General features: G+C 68.0%; 26 protein-coding genes. 10 read left to right on the forward strand and 16 right to left on the reverse strand.

The annotated features are described in order from the left end of the window. The first annotated feature begins 215 nt into the window (after nucleotides 1-215). From ACWGCN_RS04045 to ACWGCN_RS04055, 3 genes are read left to right on the forward strand one after another with little or no spacing between them, the layout of a single operon-like run. On the forward strand, nucleotides 216-1,112 hold the full coding sequence (locus ACWGCN_RS04045) for an oxidoreductase (protein WP_452457452.1): 897 nt from the start codon (nucleotides 216-218) through the stop codon (nucleotides 1,110-1,112). Nucleotides 1,113-1,137: 25 nt separating this feature from the next. Then, nucleotides 1,138-2,310, forward strand: coding sequence for a lipase family protein (locus tag ACWGCN_RS04050; RefSeq protein WP_452457466.1), 1,173 nt, complete (start codon nucleotides 1,138-1,140; stop codon nucleotides 2,308-2,310). A gap of 24 nt (nucleotides 2,311-2,334) precedes the next feature. Then, on the forward strand, nucleotides 2,335-3,522 hold the full coding sequence (locus ACWGCN_RS04055) for a lipase family protein (RefSeq protein WP_449971786.1): 1,188 nt from the start codon (nucleotides 2,335-2,337) through the stop codon (nucleotides 3,520-3,522). On the opposite strand, the gene ACWGCN_RS04060 is transcribed toward ACWGCN_RS04055, so the two are convergent. The 4 genes from ACWGCN_RS04060 to ACWGCN_RS04075 form a co-directional block, all read right to left on the reverse strand. Beyond that, nucleotides 3,523-5,589 (reverse strand): xanthine dehydrogenase family protein molybdopterin-binding subunit, encoded by a 2,067-nt coding sequence (locus ACWGCN_RS04060; protein ID WP_452457453.1) that lies wholly within the window; start codon nucleotides 5,587-5,589, stop codon nucleotides 3,523-3,525. Further along, nucleotides 5,586-6,572 carry an FAD binding domain-containing protein gene (locus ACWGCN_RS04065; RefSeq protein WP_452457454.1) on the reverse strand — a complete coding sequence of 329 codons (987 nt, stop codon included), beginning with the start codon at nucleotides 6,570-6,572 and terminating at the stop codon, nucleotides 5,586-5,588. The genes ACWGCN_RS04060 and ACWGCN_RS04065 overlap by 4 nt, the downstream gene beginning before the upstream one ends. Continuing rightward, complete coding sequence (locus ACWGCN_RS04070; protein ID WP_452457455.1) at nucleotides 6,569-7,072, reverse strand: 2Fe-2S iron-sulfur cluster-binding protein; 504 nt, start codon at nucleotides 7,070-7,072, stop codon at nucleotides 6,569-6,571. Before ACWGCN_RS04070 ends, ACWGCN_RS04065 begins: the two co-directional genes overlap by 4 nt. Nucleotides 7,073-7,266: 194 nt before the next feature. Next, nucleotides 7,267-8,505 (reverse strand): alpha/beta hydrolase family protein, encoded by a 1,239-nt coding sequence (locus ACWGCN_RS04075; protein ID WP_452457456.1) that lies wholly within the window; start codon nucleotides 8,503-8,505, stop codon nucleotides 7,267-7,269. A 184-nt stretch (nucleotides 8,506-8,689) separates the two neighbouring features. On the opposite strand from ACWGCN_RS04075, the gene ACWGCN_RS04080 reads away from it, so the two are divergent. Next, nucleotides 8,690-9,475 carry an alpha/beta fold hydrolase gene (locus ACWGCN_RS04080; protein ID WP_452457457.1) on the forward strand — a complete coding sequence of 262 codons (786 nt, stop codon included), beginning with the start codon at nucleotides 8,690-8,692 and terminating at the stop codon, nucleotides 9,473-9,475. 27 nt (nucleotides 9,476-9,502) lie between these two features. Here ACWGCN_RS04080 and ACWGCN_RS04085 read toward each other — a convergent pair whose 3' ends face one another. The 3 genes from ACWGCN_RS04085 to ACWGCN_RS04095 all read right to left on the reverse strand — a co-directional run bounded on the left by ACWGCN_RS04085 (nucleotide 9,503) and on the right by ACWGCN_RS04095 (nucleotide 11,444). Beyond that, entirely contained in the window at nucleotides 9,503-9,943 is a 441-nt protein-coding gene (locus tag ACWGCN_RS04085; RefSeq protein WP_452457458.1) for an anti-sigma factor antagonist, read from the reverse strand. A gap of 144 nt (nucleotides 9,944-10,087) precedes the next feature. Then, nucleotides 10,088-11,191 (reverse strand): glutamate--cysteine ligase 2, encoded by a 1,104-nt coding sequence (locus tag ACWGCN_RS04090; protein WP_452457459.1) that lies wholly within the window; start codon nucleotides 11,189-11,191, stop codon nucleotides 10,088-10,090. Between the two features lie 79 nt (nucleotides 11,192-11,270). Next, nucleotides 11,271-11,444 carry a CsbD family protein gene (locus ACWGCN_RS04095; RefSeq protein ID WP_378995042.1) on the reverse strand — a complete coding sequence of 58 codons (174 nt, stop codon included), beginning with the start codon at nucleotides 11,442-11,444 and terminating at the stop codon, nucleotides 11,271-11,273. A gap of 124 nt (nucleotides 11,445-11,568) precedes the next feature. Between ACWGCN_RS04095 and ACWGCN_RS04100 the strand changes: the two genes are divergently transcribed. Continuing rightward, on the forward strand, nucleotides 11,569-12,255 hold the full coding sequence (locus ACWGCN_RS04100) for a PAS and ANTAR domain-containing protein (protein WP_452457460.1): 687 nt from the start codon (nucleotides 11,569-11,571) through the stop codon (nucleotides 12,253-12,255). 72 nt (nucleotides 12,256-12,327) lie between these two features. Here ACWGCN_RS04100 and ACWGCN_RS04105 read toward each other — a convergent pair whose 3' ends face one another. Next, on the reverse strand, nucleotides 12,328-12,732 hold the full coding sequence (locus ACWGCN_RS04105; RefSeq protein ID WP_452457461.1) for a hypothetical protein: 405 nt from the start codon (nucleotides 12,730-12,732) through the stop codon (nucleotides 12,328-12,330). A 271-nt stretch (nucleotides 12,733-13,003) separates the two neighbouring features. Further along, nucleotides 13,004-15,151 (reverse strand): catalase, encoded by a 2,148-nt coding sequence (locus tag ACWGCN_RS04110; protein ID WP_452457462.1) that lies wholly within the window; start codon nucleotides 15,149-15,151, stop codon nucleotides 13,004-13,006. 311 nt (nucleotides 15,152-15,462) lie between these two features. Here ACWGCN_RS04110 and ACWGCN_RS04115 point away from each other — a divergent pair, with 311 nt between their 5' ends. The 4 genes from ACWGCN_RS04115 to ACWGCN_RS04130 all read left to right on the forward strand — a co-directional run bounded on the left by ACWGCN_RS04115 (nucleotide 15,463) and on the right by ACWGCN_RS04130 (nucleotide 17,899). After that, nucleotides 15,463-15,900, forward strand: a complete 438-nt coding sequence (locus tag ACWGCN_RS04115; protein WP_379313981.1) for an anti-sigma factor — start codon at nucleotides 15,463-15,465, stop codon at nucleotides 15,898-15,900. Nucleotides 15,901-15,997: 97 nt separating this feature from the next. Continuing rightward, complete coding sequence (locus ACWGCN_RS04120) at nucleotides 15,998-16,837, forward strand: RNA polymerase sigma factor SigF (protein ID WP_379313982.1); 840 nt, start codon at nucleotides 15,998-16,000, stop codon at nucleotides 16,835-16,837. Nucleotides 16,838-16,973: 136 nt separating this feature from the next. Then, a complete protein-coding gene (locus tag ACWGCN_RS04125; RefSeq protein ID WP_378995053.1) occupies nucleotides 16,974-17,393 on the forward strand; it encodes an STAS domain-containing protein in 420 nt (139 codons plus the stop codon). A 77-nt stretch (nucleotides 17,394-17,470) separates the two neighbouring features. Then, on the forward strand, nucleotides 17,471-17,899 hold the full coding sequence (locus ACWGCN_RS04130) for an ATP-binding protein (protein WP_378995056.1): 429 nt from the start codon (nucleotides 17,471-17,473) through the stop codon (nucleotides 17,897-17,899). On the opposite strand, the gene ACWGCN_RS04135 is transcribed toward ACWGCN_RS04130, so the two are convergent. From ACWGCN_RS04135 to ACWGCN_RS04165, 7 genes are all read right to left on the reverse strand, one after another. Beyond that, nucleotides 17,874-18,872, reverse strand: a complete 999-nt coding sequence (locus ACWGCN_RS04135) for an iron-containing redox enzyme family protein (RefSeq protein WP_452457463.1) — start codon at nucleotides 18,870-18,872, stop codon at nucleotides 17,874-17,876. The two genes, ACWGCN_RS04130 and ACWGCN_RS04135, sit on opposite strands and share 26 nt — an antisense overlap. After that, on the reverse strand, nucleotides 18,869-19,048 hold the full coding sequence (locus ACWGCN_RS04140; protein WP_387448595.1) for a CDGSH iron-sulfur domain-containing protein: 180 nt from the start codon (nucleotides 19,046-19,048) through the stop codon (nucleotides 18,869-18,871). The genes ACWGCN_RS04135 and ACWGCN_RS04140 overlap by 4 nt, the downstream gene beginning before the upstream one ends. Before the next feature lie 13 nt (nucleotides 19,049-19,061). Then, entirely contained in the window at nucleotides 19,062-19,733 is a 672-nt protein-coding gene (locus tag ACWGCN_RS04145; RefSeq protein ID WP_452457464.1) for a HemK2/MTQ2 family protein methyltransferase, read from the reverse strand. 1 nt (nucleotide 19,734) lies between these two features. Continuing rightward, on the reverse strand, nucleotides 19,735-20,025 hold the full coding sequence (locus ACWGCN_RS04150) for a hypothetical protein (RefSeq protein WP_378995068.1): 291 nt from the start codon (nucleotides 20,023-20,025) through the stop codon (nucleotides 19,735-19,737). Between the two features lie 114 nt (nucleotides 20,026-20,139). After that, on the reverse strand, nucleotides 20,140-21,099 hold the full coding sequence (locus tag ACWGCN_RS04155; RefSeq protein WP_379313987.1) for an Acg family FMN-binding oxidoreductase: 960 nt from the start codon (nucleotides 21,097-21,099) through the stop codon (nucleotides 20,140-20,142). A gap of 75 nt (nucleotides 21,100-21,174) precedes the next feature. Next, nucleotides 21,175-21,363 (reverse strand): hypothetical protein, encoded by a 189-nt coding sequence (locus ACWGCN_RS04160; RefSeq protein WP_378995072.1) that lies wholly within the window; start codon nucleotides 21,361-21,363, stop codon nucleotides 21,175-21,177. Between the two features lie 68 nt (nucleotides 21,364-21,431). Next, nucleotides 21,432-21,809, reverse strand: coding sequence for a nuclear transport factor 2 family protein (locus tag ACWGCN_RS04165; RefSeq protein WP_379313988.1), 378 nt, complete (start codon nucleotides 21,807-21,809; stop codon nucleotides 21,432-21,434). 38 nt (nucleotides 21,810-21,847) lie between these two features. On the opposite strand from ACWGCN_RS04165, the gene ACWGCN_RS04170 reads away from it, so the two are divergent. Beyond that, complete coding sequence (locus tag ACWGCN_RS04170) at nucleotides 21,848-22,420, forward strand: TetR family transcriptional regulator (protein WP_452528960.1); 573 nt, start codon at nucleotides 21,848-21,850, stop codon at nucleotides 22,418-22,420. Nucleotides 22,421-22,426 lie beyond the last annotated feature (6 nt).

The raw sequence follows: 22,426 nt of genomic DNA on the forward strand, positions 1-22,426 counted from the left end.
AGAGGTATCGACAGGGAATCGAGCAGTGCGGCGGGATCGGGTATTCGCCCGGCAATCCACTCGACAACACTGACCGGCGCCACGCTACGACAGCGGGCAACCGAATTCCTCGCGCGCCGGGCCTCTTTGGGAAACGACCAACGGTCCTCGCGTCGTCCCTGACATTTTCCAAACGCATTGCCACCCGGTGACCACGATTCGTAAGGTCATGCGCCATGGCAAGGACTCCCGATCCGATACCGGATCAGCACGGCCGACGATTCGTGATCACCGGAGCCAACGGCGGCCTCGGTGAGGTGGCAACCCGCACGTTGGCAGCCCGTGGCGCCACGGTGATCATGGCGTGCCGTGATACCGAACGGGGTCGTGCCATCGCTGATCGGCTGGCCGGCGATATCTCCGTGGCGGCCCTGGATCTTGCCGATCTGTCCGACGTACGGCGCTTCGCGCAAGAGTGCGGCGAATTCGATGTGCTGATCAACAATGCCGGATTGATGAATGTGCCGTTCGCCCGTACCGCCGACGGATTCGAAACACAATTCGGCGTCAACCATCTCGGTCACTTCGCGTTGACCGGCCTGCTGCTGGATCGGATCCAGGACCGGGTCATCTCGTTGTCGAGCATTTCCCACGGGTGGACCAAGGCACTGCCGCTCGACGATCTGCGCTTCGAACACCGCCGATACAGTCGACACGCGGCCTATCCGGAATCGAAGCTGGCCACCCTGATATTCGGCCGCGAACTACAGCGCAGGCTCCGCGAATCCAGGTCGACGCTGCGTTCCTACGCCGTGCACCCCGGCGTCGCACCGACCGGCCTCGTCGCCAAGACGCAGACGCCACTCGACTACGTCGCCGAGCCGTTCATCCGCCTGGTAGGCCAATCACGCACCGCGGCAGCACAATCGATGCTCTACGCCGCCACCGCCCCGGATGCGGATCCCGATATCTATTGGGGGCCGACCAAGCTGTTCAACACCCGGGGACCGGTCAGCGCCTGCCCGTCGAGCGCGCTGTCGCAGGATCGGGCTCTCTGGCAGCAGTTGTGGACGGCATCCGAACGCGCCACCGGTGTTCGCTACCCCGCGTCGGCGGTGATCCGTGAGAACTAGCCTACGCACCCTGGCTTGCGCCGTCATGGTCGGGCTTCTCACCGCCTCCGGCCCACCGACGGCCACCGGGGCACCGCCGGTGTATCCGGCTCCCGACCCCGACCCCTTCTACGCCGCGCCCGCCGACATCGCGAGCAAGGAACCCGGGGCTGTACTGGCGGTCCGGGTCCAGGAACCACTGCCCTACTTCCCTACCGCCACAGTCACTTTGGTGAAGTTCCGGTCCAACGACTCCCAGGGCAGGCCGATCGCCGCGACCACCACGATCCTCACCCCGAAAGACCATCGCCCCGGCGCGCCGTTGCTGTCCTACCAGCACATCATCAACGGCCTCGGTACCCAGTGCGCGGTCTCGCGGGCCCTCTACGCCTACGATCCGAATCTGCTCTATCGCGCTGTGCCGCTACTGAACACGATGCTGCTGCGCGGCTGGAGCATCGCGCTGCCCGACCATCTCGGCCCGAACGCCGCCTACGGCGCGGCCAGACTCGGCGGACAGATCACCCTCGACGGCATCCGCGCCGCGACCAGGGTCGCGGAACTGGGTCTCGCCGACAGCCCGGCGGCCATGCTCGGATACTCCGGCGGCGGCATGGCGACCGGCTGGGCGGCCGCGCTCGCACCGCAGTACGCGCCCGAACTGCGCCTGGTCGGCGCCGCGCAGGGCGGGGTGCCGATGAACATCACCACGATGGCGCGCGCCCTGGGCTTCGCCCCGCATCCCATGTTCGGTCTCGCGATGGCCGCGGCACTCGGCCTCGAACGCGAGTACCCCGACCGCCTCCCGATCAGCGGGCAGCTCAACGACACCGGCTTGGCGGTGCGCGATGCCATGGCCAACGGGTGCACGGTCGAACTCATCGCCGCCGGAGCCATGCACAGCGCCTCCGACCTCGCCTCGACCGTCTCACTGATCGACGACCCCCGGGCGTGGGAAGTGGGCGACGCCAACAGCCTGGAACTGTTCGAGCCCGTGCCGACGATCCCGATCTTCGAGTGGCACACCCCCATCGACCCACTCATCCCCGTCGACGCGGTCGATCGCACGAACCAGCGCTACTGCGAGGCCGGGACACCGGTGCACTCGGAGCTCTATCCGAGCCCCGACCACCTGGCCACCGCGGTCATGGGTTTCCCGTCTGCCGTCGCGTGGCTCGACGCCCGCTTCCGCGGCGAGCCCGCGCCGAGCAACTGCTGACCTCCCGAGAGATAAGGATCCACCATGCGCCGGATTTTGACGGCCGCACTCACGGTGCTGTTCTACGGCCTCACCGTCGCCATCTTCGCTCCCGCGGCGACGCCGGAGCCTCGTTACCCCACACCCAACCCCGATCCCTTCTTCACCGCACCGGCCGATATCGGCGACTTCGCGCCCGGTGATGTGGTGCGGCAACGGAAGTTCGACCTCGGCCCCTACCAGGGCACCGATATCTGGCACGTCGCCTTCCGCTCGACCAACTCCGCGGGTGACCCGATCATGGGCGTCACCACGGTCCTGATCCCCGCCGGTGTCACGAACCCGCCGCTGGTGTCCTACCAGGCGCTGATCAATTCCCTCGGCACCAAATGCAACCCTTCCACCTCGCTGATCAACGACGAGACCCCCGACGCGTTCGGCGCGGCTCTGCCGCTGGGCCGCGGTTGGGCGGTCGCCTTGCCGGACTACCTCGGGCCGAATGTCGCCTACGGCGCCGCCCGGCTCAGCGGCATGGTCACCCTCGACAGTGTGCGAGCGCTCCAGCGCGCGCCCGAACTCGGTCTCGGCCAGTCCCCCATCGCACTCGCCGGGTACTCCGGCGGCGGGCTGGCGACCGCGTGGGCGGCCGCGCTGCAACCGACCTACGCACCGGAATTGACGCTCGCGGGCGTCGCCGCCGGCGGCATCCCGGCCGACCTCGAACAGATGGCCCTCGGGATCGGCTTCGGGCACCATCCCGGTTTCGGCCTCGCCTGGGCGGCGGCGATGGGTCTGGAGCGCGAATACCCCCAGCGTCTGCCCATTTCCGACCAGCTCAACGGCGAAGGCCTGTGGTTCCGTGATTTCACCGCTGACGAATGCCGGCGCTTCCTGCTGTTCCACGGTATAGCCCGCAGCGCCGAACAGCTGGCAGCGACCAAGTCCCTGATGGACAGCCCCGAAGCACGAGCGGTGTTGCGGGAGAACAGTTTGCGCTACGACCCCGAGGTGCCCGAGACGCCGATGTTGATCTGGCAGGGCGTCTTCGACGAACTGACACCCTTCGACGCCGTCGAGGACGTAGCCACCCGCTACTGCGCGGCAGGCGCGCCGGTCACGTTCTCCCGCTATCAGATCGCCGAGCACATGACGACCGCGGTGGCGGGTCTGCCCGAGGCCTGGAACTTCATCGAAGCCAGGTTCCGCGGCGAACCCGCGCCGACCCGCTGCTGATCAGAGCGCGCCGAGCAGGTCTTCGAGGTGAATGGGGACGCGGCGAACGCGCACTCCGGTGGCGTGGTAGATCGCGTTGCCGACCGCGGCCGCCGAGCCGACGATGCCGATCTCGCCGATTCCCTTGCTGCCCATCGGGTTCAGATGCGGATCGTGTTCGTCGATCCAGCTGACGTCGATCTCGCCGATATCGGCGTTGACCGGGATGTGGTACCCGGCGAGATCGTGGTTGACCACGGCGCCGAGGCGCGGATCGAACTCGCCCTCTTCCCACAGCGCCATCGACAGACCCATGGTGACAGCGCCGATGAACTGGGAACGGGCCATCCGTGGATTGATGATGCGGCCCGCGCCGAAAACGCTGACCACGCGCGGAACCCGGATTTCGGCGGTGTCGGTGTGCACGCGGACCTCGACGAAGTGCGCGCCGAACGCATGGGTCGAGAAGTTCTCTCTCCCTGGATATTCGGGCGCCTCGACCGTGATCTCGGCGCCGTCGGCGGGTTCCGGCCCGAAGCGGTCACGGAACGCTCGCGCGGCGGCCACCGCGGCCGAACCCCACGACGCCATGCCGGTCGAACCGCCCGCGACCGTCCCCTGGGGGAGGTCGGAATCGCCGATACGCAGATCGATGCGATCCGTGTCGACCCCGAGGGCGTCGGCGGCGATCTGGCCGAGGGAGGTCCAGGTGCCGGTACCGATATCGACGGCGTCGATGGCGACTTCGTAGCGGTCGCCGGTGTGGCGCACGCGGGCGCTGTTGCCCCCGGCGGTGTCGGCCGGGTAGGTCGCCGCGGCGACCCCGGATCCGATCAGCCATCGGCCATCGCGGCGCGACTTCGGTGCCGGGTCACGCTCTGCCCAGCCGAAGCGCTGCGCCCCGGCACCCAGGCATTCGACCAGCCCACGGGTGGAGAACGGGCGCCCTGATTCCGGGTCGACCTGGGGTTCGTTGTGGATGCGCAAGGCGATCGGGTCCATACCGAGGGCGACCGCGAGTTCGTCCATCGCCGTCTCCGCGGCGAACATGCCCGGACAGTGCCCGGGCGCCCGCATCCATGACGAGACGGGAACATTCAGTGCCGCGAAACGATGCGAGGTCGATCGGTTGGCCGCCGAGTACATCACGCGGGTCGCCACGGCGGTCTGCTCGGCGAACTCCTTCACCGTGGAGACCTGCGCGATCGCGTCGTGGGCAATGGCGGTCAAGGTGCCGTCGGGGTGCGCGCCGAGCCGGACCCGCTGGCGGGTCGGCGTCCGATAACCGGCGAGAGAGAACAGCTGTTGCCTGGTCAGCGGCAGTTTCACGGGTCGCCCGTCGCAGAGTTTCGCGGCCATCGCCGCGAGCACGATATTGGCGTGCGGCTCACCTTTGGATCCGAAGCCACCGCCGACGAAGGGCGCGATCACCCGCACCCGCTCGGGCGCCAGGCCGAACAGGGCCGCGATCTCGGCGCGCACCACGTGCGGGCCCTGGGTGGAGTCGAACAGCGTCAAGGTGTCGTCGGTCCAGTGCGCGATGGTGGCATGCGGTTCCATCGGGTTGTTGTGGACCATCGCGGTCGTATAGGTGTGGTCGATGGTGACCGGGGCGATCGCCATGGCGGCGTCGACGTCACCGATCGTGGTGTCGGTGGGAAAGCCGCCGCTCACCTCCTGCGGGGTGTAGAGGTCGGCGTCGAGGGTGACGGCGGCGGGCTGCTCGTCATAGGTCACGCGCACCTGGGCGGCGGCTTCGCAGGCGACTTCCAGGCTCGTCGCGATGACGGCGCCGATCACTTGCCCACGGAACGCGACCTCGCCGTTTTGCAGGATGAACAGTTCGTTGTCGTCGTCGACGGCCAGCCGGGGAGCATTGTGGTGGGTGAGCACGGTGACGACGCCGTCCATCCGTGCGGCCACGGAAGTGTCGATCTCGCGGATGCGCCCGCGGACGATCGTCGACTGAATCACGAAGCCGTACAGCGGATCCCGCTGCGGATGCTCCATCGCGTAGGGCGCGACACCGCGGAGTTTGGCCGGTCCGTCGACACGGGTGGGTGAGCTGCCGATCGCCGGTGGGTTCATCGCACCTCGCTCAGTTCGCGCAGGGTCGCGACCAGCACATTGCGCGCCAAAGGGATCTTGAAACCGTTCTGACGCTGTGCGCGCGCGTCGGCGAGTTCGGCATCGGCCGCGGCGGCGAAGTTCTCCTCGGTGGCGGCCCGGCCACGCAGTCGGGCCTCGGCGGCGAATGCCCGCCATGGTTTGGCAGCGACACCGCCGAACGCGATCCGCACATCTCGCACGAGGCCGTCGGCGATGTCGACGGCGGCGGCCACCGACACCAGGGCGAATGCGAACGACGCACGATCGCGGACCTTGCGGTAGGTGGAGGTGCTCGCCCACTCGAGCGCGGGCAGGTCGACGGCGGTGATCAGGTCACCGTGGTCGAGGACCGTGTCCCGGTCGGGTTCGTCGCCGGGCAGTCGATAGAAGTCGGCCAGTGGAATCTCGCGCTCACCGACGGCGCCGAGCACCCGCACGACCGCACCCAGCCCGGCCATCGCCACCGCCATGTCGGAGGGATGGGTGGCGATGCACTGATCGGACGCGCCGAGGATGGCCTGGTCGCGATCGAACCCGCCGATCGCCGAGCATCCGCTGCCCGGTTCGCGCTTGTTGCACGGCACAGTCGAATCCTGGAAGTAGGGACATCTGGTGCGCTGCAACAGATTTCCGCCGGTGGTGGCGAGATTGCGCAACTGGGCCGACGCGCCCGCCAACAGTGCCGCCGACAGCATCGGGTACCGCGCCCGGATGGCCGGATGCGCGGCGAGATCGGCATTGCGCACCGCCGACCCGATGCGGACACCGCCGTCGGGCAGCGGGGTCACCTGATCGAACGGCAGTCCGCTGACATCGACGAGCTTGCCCGGCGCGATGATCCCGAGTTTGAGGTGATCGACGAGATTGGTTCCCGCACCGAGGAATACGGCGTCGGGGTCGGCGACTACCGCCGCTACCGCTTGCCCCGCATCAGTGGCGCGTTCGTAGGCGAACTCCCTCATCGAGCGACCTCCTGAATCGCCGCGACGATGTTCGGATACGCCCCGCAGCGACACAGATTGCCGCTCATTCGTTCCCGGATCTCGTCGGCGCTCAGCACGATCTCGCCCGTGGGGTCCGCCGTCACGTGACTCGGGGCGCCCGCCCGCACCTCGTCGAGCATGCCGACCGCCGAACAGATCTGGCCCGGCGTGCAGTAGCCGCACTGGAAGCCGTCGTGTTCGAGGAATGCTCGCTGGACCGGATGCAGATCGTCACCGTCGGCCAGTCCGTCGGCGGTGACGATTGTCGCCCCGTCGTGTGCGACGGCCAGCGCGAGGCACGACGTCGCCCGTCGGCCGTCCAGCAGGACAGTGCACGACCCGCACTGCCCGCGATCGCAGCCCTTCTTCGGGCTGGTGACGCCCAGCTGTTCACGCAGGGCATCCAACAGGGTGGTGCGGGTGTCGATGTCCACCACCCGCGCCCGCCCATCGACAGTCACCTTGATCCGCGCTCGCATCGAACGGCCTCTCGTCGTGGGACACCGACTCCGCACAGACCCTCCGGGCCCGCTACCAGCACGTACGCAACCGCTGTGCGTACCTCGGCCACGCTACCAATCCGGCCGTGGGCCATCGTGGACCTCGACCACATCCGCCGTGGTTTCACCGGACATCACGACCGGCGGGATCACCGGGACGTGCGCGCTGTGAGTCAGCGGGCGAAGCGGGCGTTCACCCAGGCGAGGGCGTCGTCGTTGCTCGCGCCGAGGATGGCGCGGTGATCGACGCCGGGGTAGGTGCGGTATTCCACGGGTTGGCCGGTCAGCTGCTGCTGAGCGACCATGGCGTCGGTGCCGGCGGGCAGAACGACGGTGTCGGCCTTGCCCTGCAACACCAGCATCGGGGTGGTCAGGGCCAGCCCGCTGGGGTCGTTGCCGTCGAGAACTCGCACCAGCGCACTGGGATCGGCGTCGGCGGAGAACGTGTCACCCACGCCGAGCCCGCCCCAGGAATCCCGCTCACGCAGCTGTCCGATGCAACGGTCATCGGCCTGGCCCACCATCGAATCAGCTTCGGCGGTAAGAAATGCCGACGGATCGATGTCGGCGACGGTCTGGGCGCCACGGATGAACAACGGAATGAACGACACCGAGCCCGCCGGTGCGTCGACCTTCGCCGCGATGCCGGTTCGCTGGGCGAGGGCGAAAGCCTGCACGACCGGCCCCAGATGCGAGGCGGGTGCCATTGCCACCGCACCGAGCAAGCGCAGCTGCGGCGCCCACTGCTGCGAGCGCGCGTTGGCGAAGACGGCGGCCTGACCACCCTGCGAATGTCCCATCGCCACCCAGCGAGTCCCGATCTCGGGCGCGATCACCCGCGCCGCCAGCGCCATGTCCGCGACCGCACGCTGCTCGGCCTCCCCGATCAGATACCCGTGCGGGCCCGGCGTACCCAAACCCTGATAGTCGGTCTGCGCCACCGCGTATCCGGCGGCGATCCATCGTGCCAAGGTCGCGCGCGTCAACGAGGTGTAGTCGTGAGCGGGGAACCCCGTACCGGTGTCCCGCGACGGTGCGCACACATCGGCGGTGCCGGTGGTGCCGTGTGCCCAGGAGATCAGCGGCCAACCGCCGGGCGGCGGCGTTCCCTCGGGAACAGCGACCGTACCGGAGACGGCGACCGGCTGACCGTGCACATCCACCGACCGGTAGAGCACAAGGAAATTGCGCGCCCCAGGCAGTCCCGGCTCCCCGGCAATCGGCTGTGACGAGATCACCGATCCGTGCTCGCCGGCCACCGAATCCGGTGCCGGAGAATAGAATTCGAGACCGGCCGACGCGGGGTCGGCGGAGGCGGCTGGGACCGCCGAAGCGCAGACGGCCAGCACCACCGCGACCGCCCGTGCGCATCGACGCGCAACGATCGACGCCGACTCCGTGCCTGATCCCATCACCACTGAATCCTCCTGATCCGTCGCGTCGAACACGTTCCCGGTCGGGCCGCGGCGCAATATACCGCTCCGCCGGGCCGGGCTCCCGTGGCGCACCGATGAGTTTGCGGGGGCGACATCGTCGTAGTGGTAGACAGTGGATCGATCGGGATCCGCGCGCGCCGGGCACCGAAAGGAACGAGCTATGAGGATCGCTACGTCGAAAGATGGCACCGAACTCGCCTACGACGTGTCCGGTGACGGGCCCGCGCTGGTGTACATCACCGGCGCGACGTGTTTCCGGCGGTTTCGGCCGATCGCCGGCGACGTGCGGGTGTTCGCCACGCACTTCACCGTCTACAACTACGACCGGCGCGGGCGCGGGGACAGCGGGGACCTACAGCCGTATGCGATCGACCGGGAAGTCGACGACATCGAGGCGATGGTGGACGCCGCCGGTGGGCGCGCGATTCTCTACGGACATTCCTCGGGTGCCGCGCTGGCGCTCGAAGCGGCGGTACGGATGCCGGACAAGATCGACAGGGTCGTGATCTACGACGCCCCCTATGTGCACGACGAGACCGAACGGGCGTCCTATGCCGAGCTGGCCGCCACGGTGCGGGCGCTGCTCGACCAGGCGAAGAACGCGCGAGCGCTGAAGGCGTTTCTGCGCGGGATCGGGATGCCGGGCGCGTTCGTCGCGCTGCTGCCGCTGTTTCCCGGGTGGACAACGATGAAGGCCCTCGCCCCCACACTGATGTACGACATCGCGATCACCGAAACACTGCCCCCGGTGCAACGGTTCGAGGAGATCAGGGTTCCCGTGAAAGTCGTTGTCGGGGAGAAGAACCCGACCGGGATGCATCAGGTGTCCCGGGAGCTCGCCGCGGCGATTTCCCAGGCGTCGCATCAGGTGCTCGCCGGGCAGGACCACATGGTCAGCGCCAAGGCGTTGCTGCCGATTCTCACCGACTCCGCTGCGAACGATTGAACCCGGACCTGGGTTGCCTGCCCAGGTCTACGTCGGCGTCCACGACGCCGGGGGAATCGTTCGGGTGGGCTGTGCGGGCGCGGCGGCCAGAGCCTCGGTTCGGCTCGGGTAGACGGGTAGCCACTCGGTGAGACCGGCCGCGACGATGATCCGATTGGTGACCGACGGCACGGGATTGACCACACTCATCCGCAGCCGGCTCTGCTGGGCGCGGGTCGCCATGTCGAGGATCGCCCGGCAGGACATGAACGTCACGTCTCTGATGTCGATCACCAGGTGGCCCGACTCGCCCTCCGCCGTGATGGCTGCGTCGAGAACGGTGCGCCATCGAGGCAGGTTGCAGGCGTCGATCTCGCCGTGCACATGCAGAACAGTGGCCGTGTGATGGAAGGTGACCTCCGCACGCAGTGCCGAGTCGGATTCATCGATCCGCGACGGTTGGTCGCCATGGCCGGAATGGGTGTTCACGAGTGCCCGATCCCTCGACACCGGCAGGCGTACACACTGCCCCGGCCGGTCCTGGTGGCTCAAAATCGGCTGGTGATCCCATTTCAGCACGCCGAATCGATGGTGTCTGCGAATGTGATGGATCTGATGCGCGCGGCGTCACGATCAGCGGCAGCCCTCGAGGGTAGCGTCGGCGAGTTCACCGATCACATCGGCGATCTCGCGTCGCCGGTTCATCGCCGCCAACTGACGGCGCGCGCCGTTTCCGCGCTCACCGAGCGCCCTGACCGCATCGGTGACGAAGTCGTGGTCACCACAACGATGCAATGCCGGCGCGATGTCCTCGACCAGCCCGGCCAGCAGGTCCTGGTGGGGAACGACGCGACCCGCGACGAGGTCGAGGCCGTTGCCGTCGAGCCCGGATCGCGCGGCGTTCCAATAGGCGGCGCGCAGGACTTCGCCGGGCACCGTGGGAGCGGGAATGTCCTGCGCGATCGCGTCGAGCGCGGTAGTGACGATTCCGCGGATGAGGGCGGCCAGCAAGGCGGATTCCTCGGCTGTCGCCGGGACATCGCTCACGCGGATCTCGACAGTCGGAAAGGATTCCGACGGGCGGACATCCCAATAGACCATCTTGTTGTCCAGGATGCTGCCGCTGGATCGCATCATCGCGACCATCGATTCGTAGTCACGCAGCGACGCGAAATACGGCGGCGGACCGGCGCTGGGCCACCGGCGCCACAAAATACTGCGCCAACTCGCGTAGCCGGTCTCGTTGCCGCGGTAGATCGCCGAATTCGCGGTCAAGGCGAGCAGTACCGGCAATCGTGGCCGTACATGATTGCTCACCAGCACCGCGGTTTCGCGGTCGGGCACCGCCACGTGCACGTGGCACCCGCACAGCCCCTGCTCGTGGGCGATCATGCCGAAAGAGTGCGCGATCCGCTGATAGCGCGGCGTATCGGTGACCGGGTATCCCTCGGGGACGGTCGGTGGAACCGCGACCGCCAGCAACCGGGTGCCGTGCTCGGCCGCGCATTCGGCCACCCGGCGCCGTGCGGTCCGCAACTCCGCCAGCAAGGCGCCGATCTCGGAGTGCACCGCGCTACTCGTCTCGACCTGACAGCTCGTCAGCTCCAGTTGCAGATCGATCCCGGCCTTCTTCGCCGTCTCGGCGACCAGCGTGTTCTTCGGCGCGGGCGCGCCGGACGCGGGATCGGTCAGCAGGAACTCTTCCTCGACGCCGACCGTCGGTACATGCGCGGACACTTGCTCACCTCCAGCACCTGCGGAGCGGGCCCGGGTCATCGGCCCGGTGAAGGACCGATGACCCCGGCGGCGTGGCCGGTCAGTCGCGGAAAGCGTCCTTGACCTTCTCGCCTGCGTCCTTCAGGTTCGACTTGGCCTGCTCGCCGCGACCCTCGTTCTCGAGATCGCGATCGTCGGTGGCGCGGCCGGTGGCTTCCTTGGCCTTGCCTGCCAGCTCTTCGGCCTTGTTCTTCGCCTTGTCAGCGATACCCATGACATTCCTTTCAGGCTGTTTCTCGGCCACTCGGTGGCCGTGGGCCGTCCTGGGGACCCATCGACGGCCTACCCGGGTCTTTCAGGTGCAAACAGGCTCGGCGTCCAGGGTGAATAATCAACGCATGACCGAACTGGACAACGCATCCACCGCAGAGCGCGCGCTTGTCGAACGCGTGGTCGGGGTCGGCGACTCGTTGACGGTCGGCCGATTCCGGTTTCGATTCGCCACCCGGCAATGGGAATGGTCCGATGAGGTCGCGCGGATGCACGGTTACCAGCCCGGCACCGTGCCGACGACCGAAATGCTGCTCTCGCACAAGCATCCCGACGATCGTGATCGGGTCGCGGCCATGATCACCTCGGTCGAGGACAGCGGCGCGTTCTCCAGCCACCACCGCATCATCGATACGCACGGCCGGGTGCGCGATGTGCTGGTCGTGTCGGAGCCGCTCGCCGACGTGGACGGGACGGTGATCGGCACCGAGGGCTATTACATCGACCTGTCCGACACCGCGGCCGAATACCGGCGCGAGGCGCTCGACACCACCCTGCCGGTGCTGCTGGAGGCGCGCATGGTGATCGAACAGGCCAAAGGCGCGTTGATGCTCGCCTACAGCGTCAGCGCCGACCAGGCGTTCCGGGTACTCCAGTGGCGCTCGCAGGAGACCAACGTGAAGCTGCGCGCCATCGCCGAACGCGTGGTCGCCGCGCTGCCGACGGTGGCCGGTGACGAGGTGCGGTTGCGCACCCGGCTCGACCACGTCCTGCTGACCGCGCACGAAGGCGCCCAGGTGGACCGCAACGGTTAGTGGCGACACCCAGCGGGGCCGGGCGGTGGTCCAGAGAACCGACCTCCCTGATTCCCTATGGCCGCGGATTCCCTATGGCCGCGCCGCGAGTTCGGGGCGCGGTGACACCGAGGACGCGGTCCGAGCCGAGCCGAAATCGAGTGCCGCGCTGAGACCTCGAAGGATCGGCGGCGGGGGAACGTCGGGGCCCGGCGGCTCCGGCGGAACGGGCACCGGGTCACCGGGACCGGGCGGAGTCGGCGGGGCGGGCACCGGATCGGGACCGGGCGGGCTCGGCGGCGGGGGCACCGGATCCGGGCCGGGCGGGCTCGGCGGGCGCGGAATCGGATCCGGGCCGGGCGGGCTCGGCGGGCTGGGTGGGGCGGGCACCGGATCGCCCGGGTTCGGCAGGAACGGGTCCGGCGGCGGGCCTGGTGGTGTGGGTTCCGGCGGCGTCGGCACCGGGTTCGACTCGGTGCGCTCGATCGCGAACATCATCGCCTCCTGTCATCGGTGTTGCGGCGGGCGCACGCCGTTGGGCACCCGCGAAAGGCCGCGACGCAGGTCGAGCGCGCACCGCGATGACGTCGTTGGCATCGTGATGGTGCGCTCGACCTGCCCCGAGGTAACTCCGGTGTCGACACCGTCCTACGAAAGCGTGGCTGAGCCGTTTCTTCGGCGCCCGTTCCACATTCGGCTGATCGCCACACTCGTGGGATGCCCGCGCATTCGCACTCGAAACGACGGACGCGCACAGTGTCGGTGCGGGTCAGGAGCCGGCTTCGATGCGCGCCCACGCACGATGCTCGGCCAGATCGGTGAGCAGCCCGCTCGTCGCTGCCACCGCGTCGGCGACCGTGATTCCCGGTGCATCGGGTTCGATGTCGTTGCGCTGCAGCACCGAGGCCGCGGTGCCGACCGCGGCGATCGCCTTGCCGTGCCGCCACATCTCCTCGACCAGCAGGTTCACGCGGGAGTCCGCCGGCGCGGCCAGCAACAGCGCGCCGTCGAATTCGACCGATCGCATCGTGGCGAAAGTCCGCGCCACCGGCACACCGTCGATGACACCGCCGCGCGCCGCGACAACCATCGGCCGGACCCTGGCCTCTTCCAGCGCGGTCGAGACCTCCCGGATCGCGTCGCCCGAGGTGGTGTCATCGACCAGCAGCGCCACCGTCCGCCCGTCCACCGGGAAACTGCCGTGTCGCTGCGACAACGCGGGACTCGGCGCGAGGTCGACATGGTCGCTGTTCGGGGCGGGCTTGTCGAGGCCGAGTTGACCGGCGACGTAGTCGGCCAGCCCGTCGTCGACATTGACCAGCATCTGCAGAGCCCGCCGCTGAATCGTCTCGGACTGGCATTTCCCGAGTTCGAAGGAGAACGCATCGGCGAGATGCTGCTGTTCGCCGGTGGTCAGGCTGCGATAGAACATGCGCGGCTGCGAGTAATGGTCGGCGAACGACACCGATCCCGCACTGTTGGCGGAGGTCCGCAGTTTCGCGGTCGGCGGCGGAATGGGTGTCGGCGATTCGACGAAGGCTTCGCCGGCGAAACTCGCCGCGTAGGGGCACCCGCCGCCGAGCGAATTGGGTTTGTAGGCAGCGACTCCGGGGTGCACGCCACCCTGGTGCATCCCGTCCCGAAAAAGGTCGTTGACGTCGGCGTGCGGCGTATTGATCGGCAACTGGGTGAAATTCGGGCCGCCGAGCCGACTGATCTGGGTGTCGAGATAGGAGAACAGCCTGCCCTGCAGCAGTGGGTCGTCGGTGACCTCGATGCCCGGAACCAGATGTGTGGGGCAGAACGCCACCTGTTCGGTTTCGGCGAAGAAATTCTCCGGATTCGCGGTGAGCCGCAGGGTGCCGATAGTCCGCACCGGCGCGAGTTCCTCGGGGACGATCTTGGTCGGGTCGAGCAGATCGATGCCCTCGAAGAGGTGATCGGGAGTGTCGGGAAATACCTGCACACCGAAATCCCATTCCGGTGCGAAGCCCGCCGCGATCGTGTCGGCCAGATCCCGGCGATGGAAATCCGGGTCGAAACCGGCCGTGAGCTGTGTTTCCTCCCATAACATCGAATGCACGCCCAGGCGCGGCTTCCAGTGGAATTTCACCAGACTCGTCGTGCCGTCCTCGGCAACGAGGCGATAGGTGTGGACGCCGAATCCCTCCATCATCCGCAACGACCGTGGCAGCGCCCGGTCCGACATGTTCCAGAAGGTATGGGCGGTCGCCTCGGTGTGCAGCGTGACGAAATCCCAGAAAGTGTCGTGGGCGGATTGCGCTTGCGGGATCTCCCGATCCGGCTCGGGCTTTCCTGCGTGGATCACATCGGGGAATTTGATCGCTTCCTGGATGAAGAACACCGGAATGTTGTTACCGACCAGGTCGTAGACCCCTTCGCCGGTATAGAACTTCACCGCGAAACCGCGGGTGTCGCGCACCGTGTCGGCCGACCCGCGTGAGCCGAGCACCGTCGAGAACCGTACGAAGACCGGGGTGCGCGCGTCGGCGGCCAGGAATTTCGCGCGGGTCAGCGACGCGGCGGCGCCGTTGGCGACGAACACACCGTGAGCGGCGGTGCCACGAGCGTGCACGACCCGCTCGGGGATGCGTTCGTGATCGAAGTGGGTGATCTTCTCGCGCAGGTGGAAGTCCTGCAGCAGCGTCGGGCCGCGCGGTCCCGCCTTGAGCGCGTGATCGGTGTCGGCCACCCCCGCGCCCTGCGGGGTGGTCAGCCGAGGCCCCTGCTGGGCCCGCACGCTCGCGTCACCGGGAATCGGCGCACCCGTGGGGCTGCGCAGCGCGGGCCCCTGCTGGTCGGCTGCCGGACCCGCCTGCTCACACGGTGTCGCGGCGTCCTCGTCGGGCGGAGTCGGCGGATGGGTGAATTCGGACGGAATATCGCGGTCGGTCATGGTATTTCGTCGTCCCTTCGTCACGCGCGGGGAATTCGGAGAACGGCCTGCCACTTCTTCGACGGACTACCGCGTTATCAGCGGGGCAAACAGCGGTTCGGACTCGGCTCGTGGGGTAAGCGGCGCCTATGGAGATAATTGCGATCGTGGCTTTGGTTGCCCTCGTCGCGGTGGTGCTGGTGATGCGCAAGACCAGGGGCAGGCGGCCGGGAGAACCGGAGTCGACGGGCAACGACCCGAAATGAGCTCGAGGCGTGACCCGGCGGTTACGGGGTAACCTCCGACAAACGGTAGTGGATGAGGGAGGTGGCGTGCGGGCTCGAGATCGCGACACCGCTCCCCGCTCGAGAACTGTCGGGTTCCAGGTGCCCGCCGAACTGGACCAGCTGAGCATGGTGCACGCCCTCGCCGAGACAGTGCTGCTCGTCGGTGGTTTCGCGCTCGACGAGGTCACCGACCTGCTGCTGGCTCTCGACGAGGTCGCCACCGCGTTGATGCTGGTCGCGACGCCGGACTCCCTGCTCGACTGCGCGTTCACCGGTGGGGACGGAGCGCTCGGCGCCCGGGTGAGCGCAGTGGCACGAGAGCCCGCCGCCCTCGATGAGCAGTCCTTCGGCTGGCATGTCGTCGCGACGCTGACCGACGCGCTGCGCACCGACTACGCCGGGTTCGACGCGGCCCGCGGCGGCTACCCCACCACGGTCGAATTCGGCTGGATCCGGCGATTGCACGGACCTGCCAAGTCGTGACCATTGCGCGCTAGCCTCGTGGGTAGGGCATAGCCCCGGGTCCCGGTGGGTACCCCATGAACACATCTGCAACCGCCTGGAAGTGAGGCAAGTAGCGATGACATGGGAATCAACGACAGTTTCGGCCGACCGTTCGACCGCCCGGCGATCGCATTCGCACGGCGACAGCTACGACAACATCGAACCGTGGTTCGAGAAGCTGCGGGCGCTCGAGCCCGGCGACGAACACCACGACACCGTGCGCGCGCAGGTGATCGAACTGTGCTTGCCGCTCGCCGATCACATCGCGCGCAAGTTCAACGGCCGCGGCGAGCAGTTCGACGACCTCGAGCAGACCGCCAGGGTGGGCCTGGTGCTCGCCGTAGATCGCTATGACGTCACCCGCGGCTCCTCATTTCTGTCCTTCGCGATCCCGACGATCATGGGTGAGGTGCGCAGGCACTTCCGTGATCGCACGTGGGCGGTCCGGGTGCCGCGCCGGCTCAAGGAGATCCAGCTCAGGATCGGGCCCGCCACCGAGGAACTCTCGCAGCGGCTCGGCCGGTTCCCCACCGCGCACGAACTCGCCGACGAACTCGATGTCGACCTGGTCGAGGTGACCCGCACGCTGGTCGCGGGCAACGGCTACCAGACCAACTCCATCGACGGCGTCACCCACGACGGCCGAGACAACTCCACCCAGCCGATCACCGACACGCTCGGCAGCGACGAGCCCTGCTACCAACTCACCGAGGACGCGATGGCGGTACGCCCGCTGATCGCCGCGCTGCCCGCCGAGGAACGGCAGGTGCTGATCATGCGTTTCTACGAGTCCCAGACGCAGGGCCAGATCGCCGAGCACCTGGGTGTCTCGCAGATGCAGGTCTCGCGGATCCTGTCGCGGACCTTGACCTTTCTGCGTGAGCAAGCGCTCGCCGAGCCAACGTCGACCCAGTGACAGCGGCGGCGACACGTGCCAGAATTGTTCCAGGTTGAGACCTCCAGCCGACCCCGGTCCTCGTCTACCGCTCCCCCGAGCCGGTAGACGGCTGTCGGCAGCGACGACCGGTCATTCCTGTCGCACAGGAGGTTTCATGTCTGTCGTCACGGATCGTCGGCATTCGAGTCGGCTGCGCTGGTACCGCGGCTGCTCCGCGGATACCGCGGCCGAGCCGGCCTTGCGCGACCCGGGACGACCTGGCTGCTGGGTGCTCCAGGGCGGCATCGAGCTCGACGCGGCGCGCATGCCGCGATTCCGTTCGCTCCTCGATCGCTCCGTGCGTTCGGGCGCACGCGTCGTCGTCATCGACCTGCGCGACACCGAATTCCTGAGTATCCGCGTCGCGGCGATGCTGCGCGACGCCAAGGTCGAGGCGTGGACGCACCGGGTCGACATTCGCCTGCTCACCGGCACCCGTGAGGTGGAGCGAGCGCTGGATCTGGTCGGTGTGCGGCCGCTGTTCCGGTGTTACCTGTCGATCGACGAAGCCTCGCGATCGGAACCAGGTCACTGACAGGCCGTTTCGATCACCCTGATCCTGGGTATGCGCTCGATGAAGCCACTCCGGCGCACGCTCGGGAGGAGGACATCGTGGATTCGAGCGACCGGATCATCACCGACTCGACCCGTGCGACATCGACCCGCGTCCAGATCGACGCCGATCTGAGCCAGGTTGTCATGCTCCGGGCGGTCGCCGAAACTGTCGCCTTGATCGCCGGTTTCACGGTCGACGAGGTAGCCGATATCCGCGTCGCGCTCGACGAGGCGGCCACGTGCCTGATCCTCGACGCGGTACCCGAGTCCGAGATCCACTGCGAGGTCACCGCCGACGGATTCCGGATCCGGGTCGCGGTTGCCGCGGTCTGCGACAGCGACCACCCGGTAGACACGACCGGTTTCGGCTGGCACGTGATGCACTCGATCACCGACCATCTCACCGCAGACCACGAGGCCTACGACCGGGAACAGGGCGGTTACCCCGTCGGGATCACTTTCACGCAGGTGCGGCGGGTGCACTGAGTGCCTCGCGCAACGAGCTGCGATCCGCGTTCCAGCACGTCAGGACATGTTCGGCGAAGCGATCCTCGAGCAGGTTCGTCGCCTGGATGCCGAACACGACCGAGGCAGCTCGGCCGGGTTCGGTGGCCAGCAATCCGGCGATGACGTCGCGCCGCATCACCTGTTCGTGCACGGCGTCGGCTTCGACGTGTTCGGTGTAGAAGTGCGCGCACGCGGGATGCGGGAGCAGCGTGCGGGCGAGCTCGGCCAATCGGCGCGACGCGGGCGGCGAGGTGATCTCGGCGGTCGCGAAATGGCCGATCAGCGCGCCGCGCAGGCCACGGTGCAGGCCGAACAACGTCATCATGTCCACCAGCGCCAGCATCGGCGCGGGCACGGTGTCGAGGTAGTGCAGGTAGCCCGGCTCGAGGTCGGCGCCGGACAGGAGATCGGCGAAGAGTCGCGCGTGCACGCGTTCGCCGCGGCCGGCGCCGAACTCGTCGAACTCGACCGCCACCAGCGACGCTTTCACCTGTCCGCGCAGGCGCGGGATCACCCAGGCGTACGGGTCGGCTTCGATGTGGTGATAGATCGAGCGGTGGACGAAGTATTCGCGCAACCGATCGGCCGTCCCCCGCTCGGCGAGGAATCCCGCGATGCCGTCGGTGTCACGGGTCGGTTCGAGGAGACGGTCGAGTTCTGCCTCGACGTCCTCGCCGCCGGGGACATCGGCATGCAGGGCTGTGAGCAGCTGGTTCTCCAGGTCGCGGCGCAGCCGCAGCAGGTCGGGATCCCACTCCCAGTTCTCGTCGACACCGGCGAATCCCTGATAGTGCAGTTCGTAACAGGTGTGCAGGGTCAGCAGGAGATCCTCGCCGTAGGGGTCGAGTCCACCGACTTCGGGAACCGCTAAACCTGGTGTCCGCGTGAGCAATTCGGTGACCGCGGCAGACAACTCGCCACGCGGGCGGGGCAGTGATCGCAGAGCCGTCATTCGGCACTCCTCGGATGACGCCGGCGCCGGTGGCTCGTATCGCACAGCGGGTAGGTGCTCGACCGGCGACACAGACACAGCGCCACCACGAAACGGTCGCAGTGCAGGACCGTCCCGTCGGGGGTGACCACGTCGACGGGACCGTCGATGAGCGCGGGCCCGCCGTCGGTGAGCACGACCCGCCGCGCCTCAGGCGAGGTCGGCGACGGGAGACGATGTTCGGTCGACACGGATCACCACCAGTTCCTCCTCGCGCTGGCCGGGCCGGATGAAGCCGTTGGCGGCCAACCATCCGGCGCGAGACCGCATGACCGGTCCGAACGGCACCGTTCCGGTCGCCGCGACCTGGGCGTTCGCGCCCAGTCCACGCAGTTGGCACAGGCTGCGCTCGGGGTCGTTGATCGCCGAATGCACGATCAACCCGACGCCACGCTCGGTGAGCAGGTCCGGCAGCATCGCGCACAACCGGTCGAGCACACTTCGGCCGTCGGCGCCCGCGTCCCAGGCCAGCGCCGCACCGCGACCGGTCGCCCGGCCCGCGGGAACATAGGGCGGATTCGCGACCACCACGTCGAAGCGGGGCAGCCGCAGCGCGGATCCGAAATCGCCGTGCAGCAGCTCCACCGCGATGCCGCGTAACCGGCAGTTCATCCATGTCGACATCAGCGCCGACCAGGACAGGTCGACGGCGGTCAGACTGCTCGCGCCCGCCGCGGCGGCGGCCATGGTGAGCGCGCCGGTCCCCGAGCAGACGTCGAGCACCCGCCCGCCGGACAGCGACGGCACTTCACGCATCGCACGGCTGAGCAGCCAGGTATCGGCCTGCGGCCGGTAGACCCGCGGCGCCCGCAGGACGACCATCTCAGTGTCCCCGTGGCTCGCCCAAGGCGAGACCCTCCTGCGCCTTCACCCGTCGGTGCTCGGCGACCACGAGCCCGATCCCCACCACCAGACACACCGCGCACGCCACACCCGCCAGCACGGCCCAGCCGCCGAAGCCGTACCCGGCCGCGGTGAGCGTGAGACCGAGCAGCACCAGCCCGACAGCGGCAAGAATCAATCCGGGCCAATTCCTGGTGTCCCTGATCGACTCGCCCGCATGGGTTCGAGTGGTCCGAGCGTCATCGGGAAACTGTTTCTCTGACTGATTCATCGCGCAGCTCCTTTTCGAGGACGAGACCGCCCTGTGGTGGACATGCCCGCAATCCATCGAAGCAATCAGCCGCCCTCGCGCCGACGCGGTCGAAACACCGATCGACCAGGTGATTCAGTTCGTTTCGATGACCTCGGTCACCGGGCGGCGCGGGGTGGATTCCAAGGGTGCCGCGGCGTGCGGCATGACGCCGACTCGGATCATGACGTGCGGATAGGCGCATTCCTGCAGGACCGTGGTGCGGATCTGGTCGCGGAGATCCAGCATGCCGAGAGGTTCGGATTGCAGGCTCGTCGCCAGGCCGAGGTAGGTGGCCTGCAGCAGGATCGCGCTCGTTGCCTGACCCGCGCGCAGCTGGGAGACGCGGTTGTCGTGCGGGGTGCACACGACCAGCCAGTGGGCGGAGTCGGGCTCGTCGGTGTACTCGGACAGTTCCGCTTCGGCGAAGACCCGCACCGGTAGTTCGTCCGATGAGCGTGCGACGGGTGCGTTGCGGGCGGGTACGCCGTTGGGCTCGCCGTGGCAGCCGCTCCACTGCTCCAGTTCCGCCAGGTAGTTCGTGTCGGTCGCGTGCCGGGCGGCGGCTCGGTGCATGGGGGCGGCCAGCTGCGAGAGCATGCTGTCGGGGACGTGCCGGGCCGCGGCCCCGAACGGGGCCGCGCATCGCGACACCGCACGCAGGTCGCGCGCGGGCACCGGCCCGCCAGGATAGCGGCGCCGATCGGATTGGCGCAGGTGGATGGCGGCGGCCAGCCGGATATCGCGATCCGACGGCGGACGCGGGGTGAACCGCACCGTCGCGAGGTGGTCGGGTCGATCCGGGTCGGGCAACCGATCGATCTCGGCCTGCCAGCCCAGCATGGCGAACGCCACCTCGAGATGATGCAGCGCGGCGCCGCAACTCACCACGAGAGCGCGTGCCAAGGGGTCTGTCGCGGTGACCTGACGCCCGAAGTCGGCGAACAGATCGACGCGGCCGCGCTGGATCCGCCAGCGCCACGGTTGGGTGTTGTGCACCGAGGGCGCACGCACCGCCAATTCGAGTGCGTCTCGGCACGTTGTGATGCTCGGCATGTCTCGCCAGTCTTCCTTCCTGTACAGGTCGGCGTACTGCGGCTGGACTCGACCCTAGGTGGCGAATCTGAGAAATTACACAGCCGGAGAGACCTCGGTCGGGACGCTGGTGGCCGCTGCCCAGTGCAGCAGGCAGTCGCGGGTATCGAAGTGCCGCACGTCGCCCGCACCGAGGTCGACGGTGATCCATCGGTGGTTGACGTCGTGATCGATGCGCTGCCAGCTATCGCAACCATCGCGGTCGCAGTGTCGAGCCAAGGCCATCGGAACGCTCCTACTCGTGATGCGAAGAGACCAGGATATAGGGGCATTCGATGTGGTCAGGACCACTCCTACGACTTCGGGGTCACAGCGAGTTGATGAATCCGCCGCACGCGTCCGTCGCCGGCGACGCTGCCGATCATGATCCATTCGATCCGTAGGTGCCCGAGCTTGCGATGTTCGGCGTCGAGGCGGCACCGCGCGGCGAATCGGTGGCCGTCGACGAGCAGATCGTCGATCGTGACATCGACGGCGGTGACGTTCTTGCGGGCGGGCGACGCGTGCGCAATCAACCGGTCGCGGTCGAGCTCGGTGCCGTCGGTCTGCCAGATCACGTCCTCGGTCAGCGTGCGATCCACGATCGCGGCGGGGTCCTCGTCGGACAGGGCCATGTCGCGGGTGTAGTCGAGCACGAGTCGACGGGCTGCACGTTCAGTTATCTCTGACATACCTGACAATTTTAAGTGGGCTGTTATCGTTGTCAATCGTGTCAGAGATAAGGCGGCGCCGTCAGCGCGTAGAGGTAGGGCGCAACCGGTCGGCGCTGGTCGCCGCCGCGATCCGGGTCCTGGGCGAGCATCCGGAGGCGAGCATGGCCGAGATCGCCGCCGCGGCGGGGGTCACCCGCCAGACCGCGTACGCGCACTTCGGTACCAGGGAGATGCTGCTCGCGTCGGTGCGCGACGAACAGAGCCGACGCGCGCTCGATGTACTGGAAGCCGCCGACCTCGACACCGGCACCGCCACGGCAGCTCTCGACCGGCTCCTCGCCGCCGTCGCCACGATGCTGGCCGAACAGACGCGATTCGACTTCTCCGACAGCGACTCCGCGGCCGACGCCGCACGCCACGTACCGGTCGAGGAAAACCTCGACGCGCTGATCCGGCGCGGCCGCGAGACCGGAGAATTCACGACGGATCTGTCCACCGAATGGCTCGTCGCCGCGACGATCGCGCTCGGCCACGCGGCGGGACAGCAGCTGCGTGGCGGCCGGGTCGACGCGGCCACGGCGGCCACGCAGTTCCGATCGTCGGTTCTGCGCCTGTACGGCGCCGACTGACCGGGC

It is taken from the genome of Nocardia sp. NPDC055050, from assembly GCF_053608345.1.

Coding starts and splice junctions, on each gene's coding strand:
- ACWGCN_RS04045 (WP_452457452.1), top strand. CDS start 216: ATGGCAAGGACTCCCGATCCGATACCGGATCAGCACGGCCGACGATTC.
- ACWGCN_RS04050 (WP_452457466.1), top strand. CDS start 1,138: ATGGTCGGGCTTCTCACCGCCTCCGGCCCACCGACGGCCACCGGGGCA.
- ACWGCN_RS04055 (WP_449971786.1), top strand. CDS start 2,335: ATGCGCCGGATTTTGACGGCCGCACTCACGGTGCTGTTCTACGGCCTC.
- ACWGCN_RS04060 (WP_452457453.1), bottom strand. CDS start 5,589: ATGAACCCACCGGCGATCGGCAGCTCACCCACCCGTGTCGACGGACCG.
- ACWGCN_RS04065 (WP_452457454.1), bottom strand. CDS start 6,572: ATGAGGGAGTTCGCCTACGAACGCGCCACTGATGCGGGGCAAGCGGTA.
- ACWGCN_RS04070 (WP_452457455.1), bottom strand. CDS start 7,072: ATGCGAGCGCGGATCAAGGTGACTGTCGATGGGCGGGCGCGGGTGGTG.
- ACWGCN_RS04075 (WP_452457456.1), bottom strand. CDS start 8,505: ATGGGATCAGGCACGGAGTCGGCGTCGATCGTTGCGCGTCGATGCGCA.
- ACWGCN_RS04080 (WP_452457457.1), top strand. CDS start 8,690: ATGAGGATCGCTACGTCGAAAGATGGCACCGAACTCGCCTACGACGTG.
- ACWGCN_RS04095 (WP_378995042.1), bottom strand. CDS start 11,444: ATGGGTATCGCTGACAAGGCGAAGAACAAGGCCGAAGAGCTGGCAGGC.
- ACWGCN_RS04100 (WP_452457460.1), top strand. CDS start 11,569: ATGACCGAACTGGACAACGCATCCACCGCAGAGCGCGCGCTTGTCGAA.
- ACWGCN_RS04105 (WP_452457461.1), bottom strand. CDS start 12,732: ATGATGTTCGCGATCGAGCGCACCGAGTCGAACCCGGTGCCGACGCCG.
- ACWGCN_RS04110 (WP_452457462.1), bottom strand. CDS start 15,151: ATGACCGACCGCGATATTCCGTCCGAATTCACCCATCCGCCGACTCCG.
- ACWGCN_RS04120 (WP_379313982.1), top strand. CDS start 15,998: ATGACATGGGAATCAACGACAGTTTCGGCCGACCGTTCGACCGCCCGG.
- ACWGCN_RS04125 (WP_378995053.1), top strand. CDS start 16,974: ATGTCTGTCGTCACGGATCGTCGGCATTCGAGTCGGCTGCGCTGGTAC.
- ACWGCN_RS04135 (WP_452457463.1), bottom strand. CDS start 18,872: ATGACGGCTCTGCGATCACTGCCCCGCCCGCGTGGCGAGTTGTCTGCC.
- ACWGCN_RS04145 (WP_452457464.1), bottom strand. CDS start 19,733: ATGGTCGTCCTGCGGGCGCCGCGGGTCTACCGGCCGCAGGCCGATACC.
- ACWGCN_RS04150 (WP_378995068.1), bottom strand. CDS start 20,025: ATGAATCAGTCAGAGAAACAGTTTCCCGATGACGCTCGGACCACTCGA.
- ACWGCN_RS04155 (WP_379313987.1), bottom strand. CDS start 21,099: ATGCCGAGCATCACAACGTGCCGAGACGCACTCGAATTGGCGGTGCGT.
- ACWGCN_RS04160 (WP_378995072.1), bottom strand. CDS start 21,363: ATGGCCTTGGCTCGACACTGCGACCGCGATGGTTGCGATAGCTGGCAG.
- ACWGCN_RS04165 (WP_379313988.1), bottom strand. CDS start 21,809: ATGTCAGAGATAACTGAACGTGCAGCCCGTCGACTCGTGCTCGACTAC.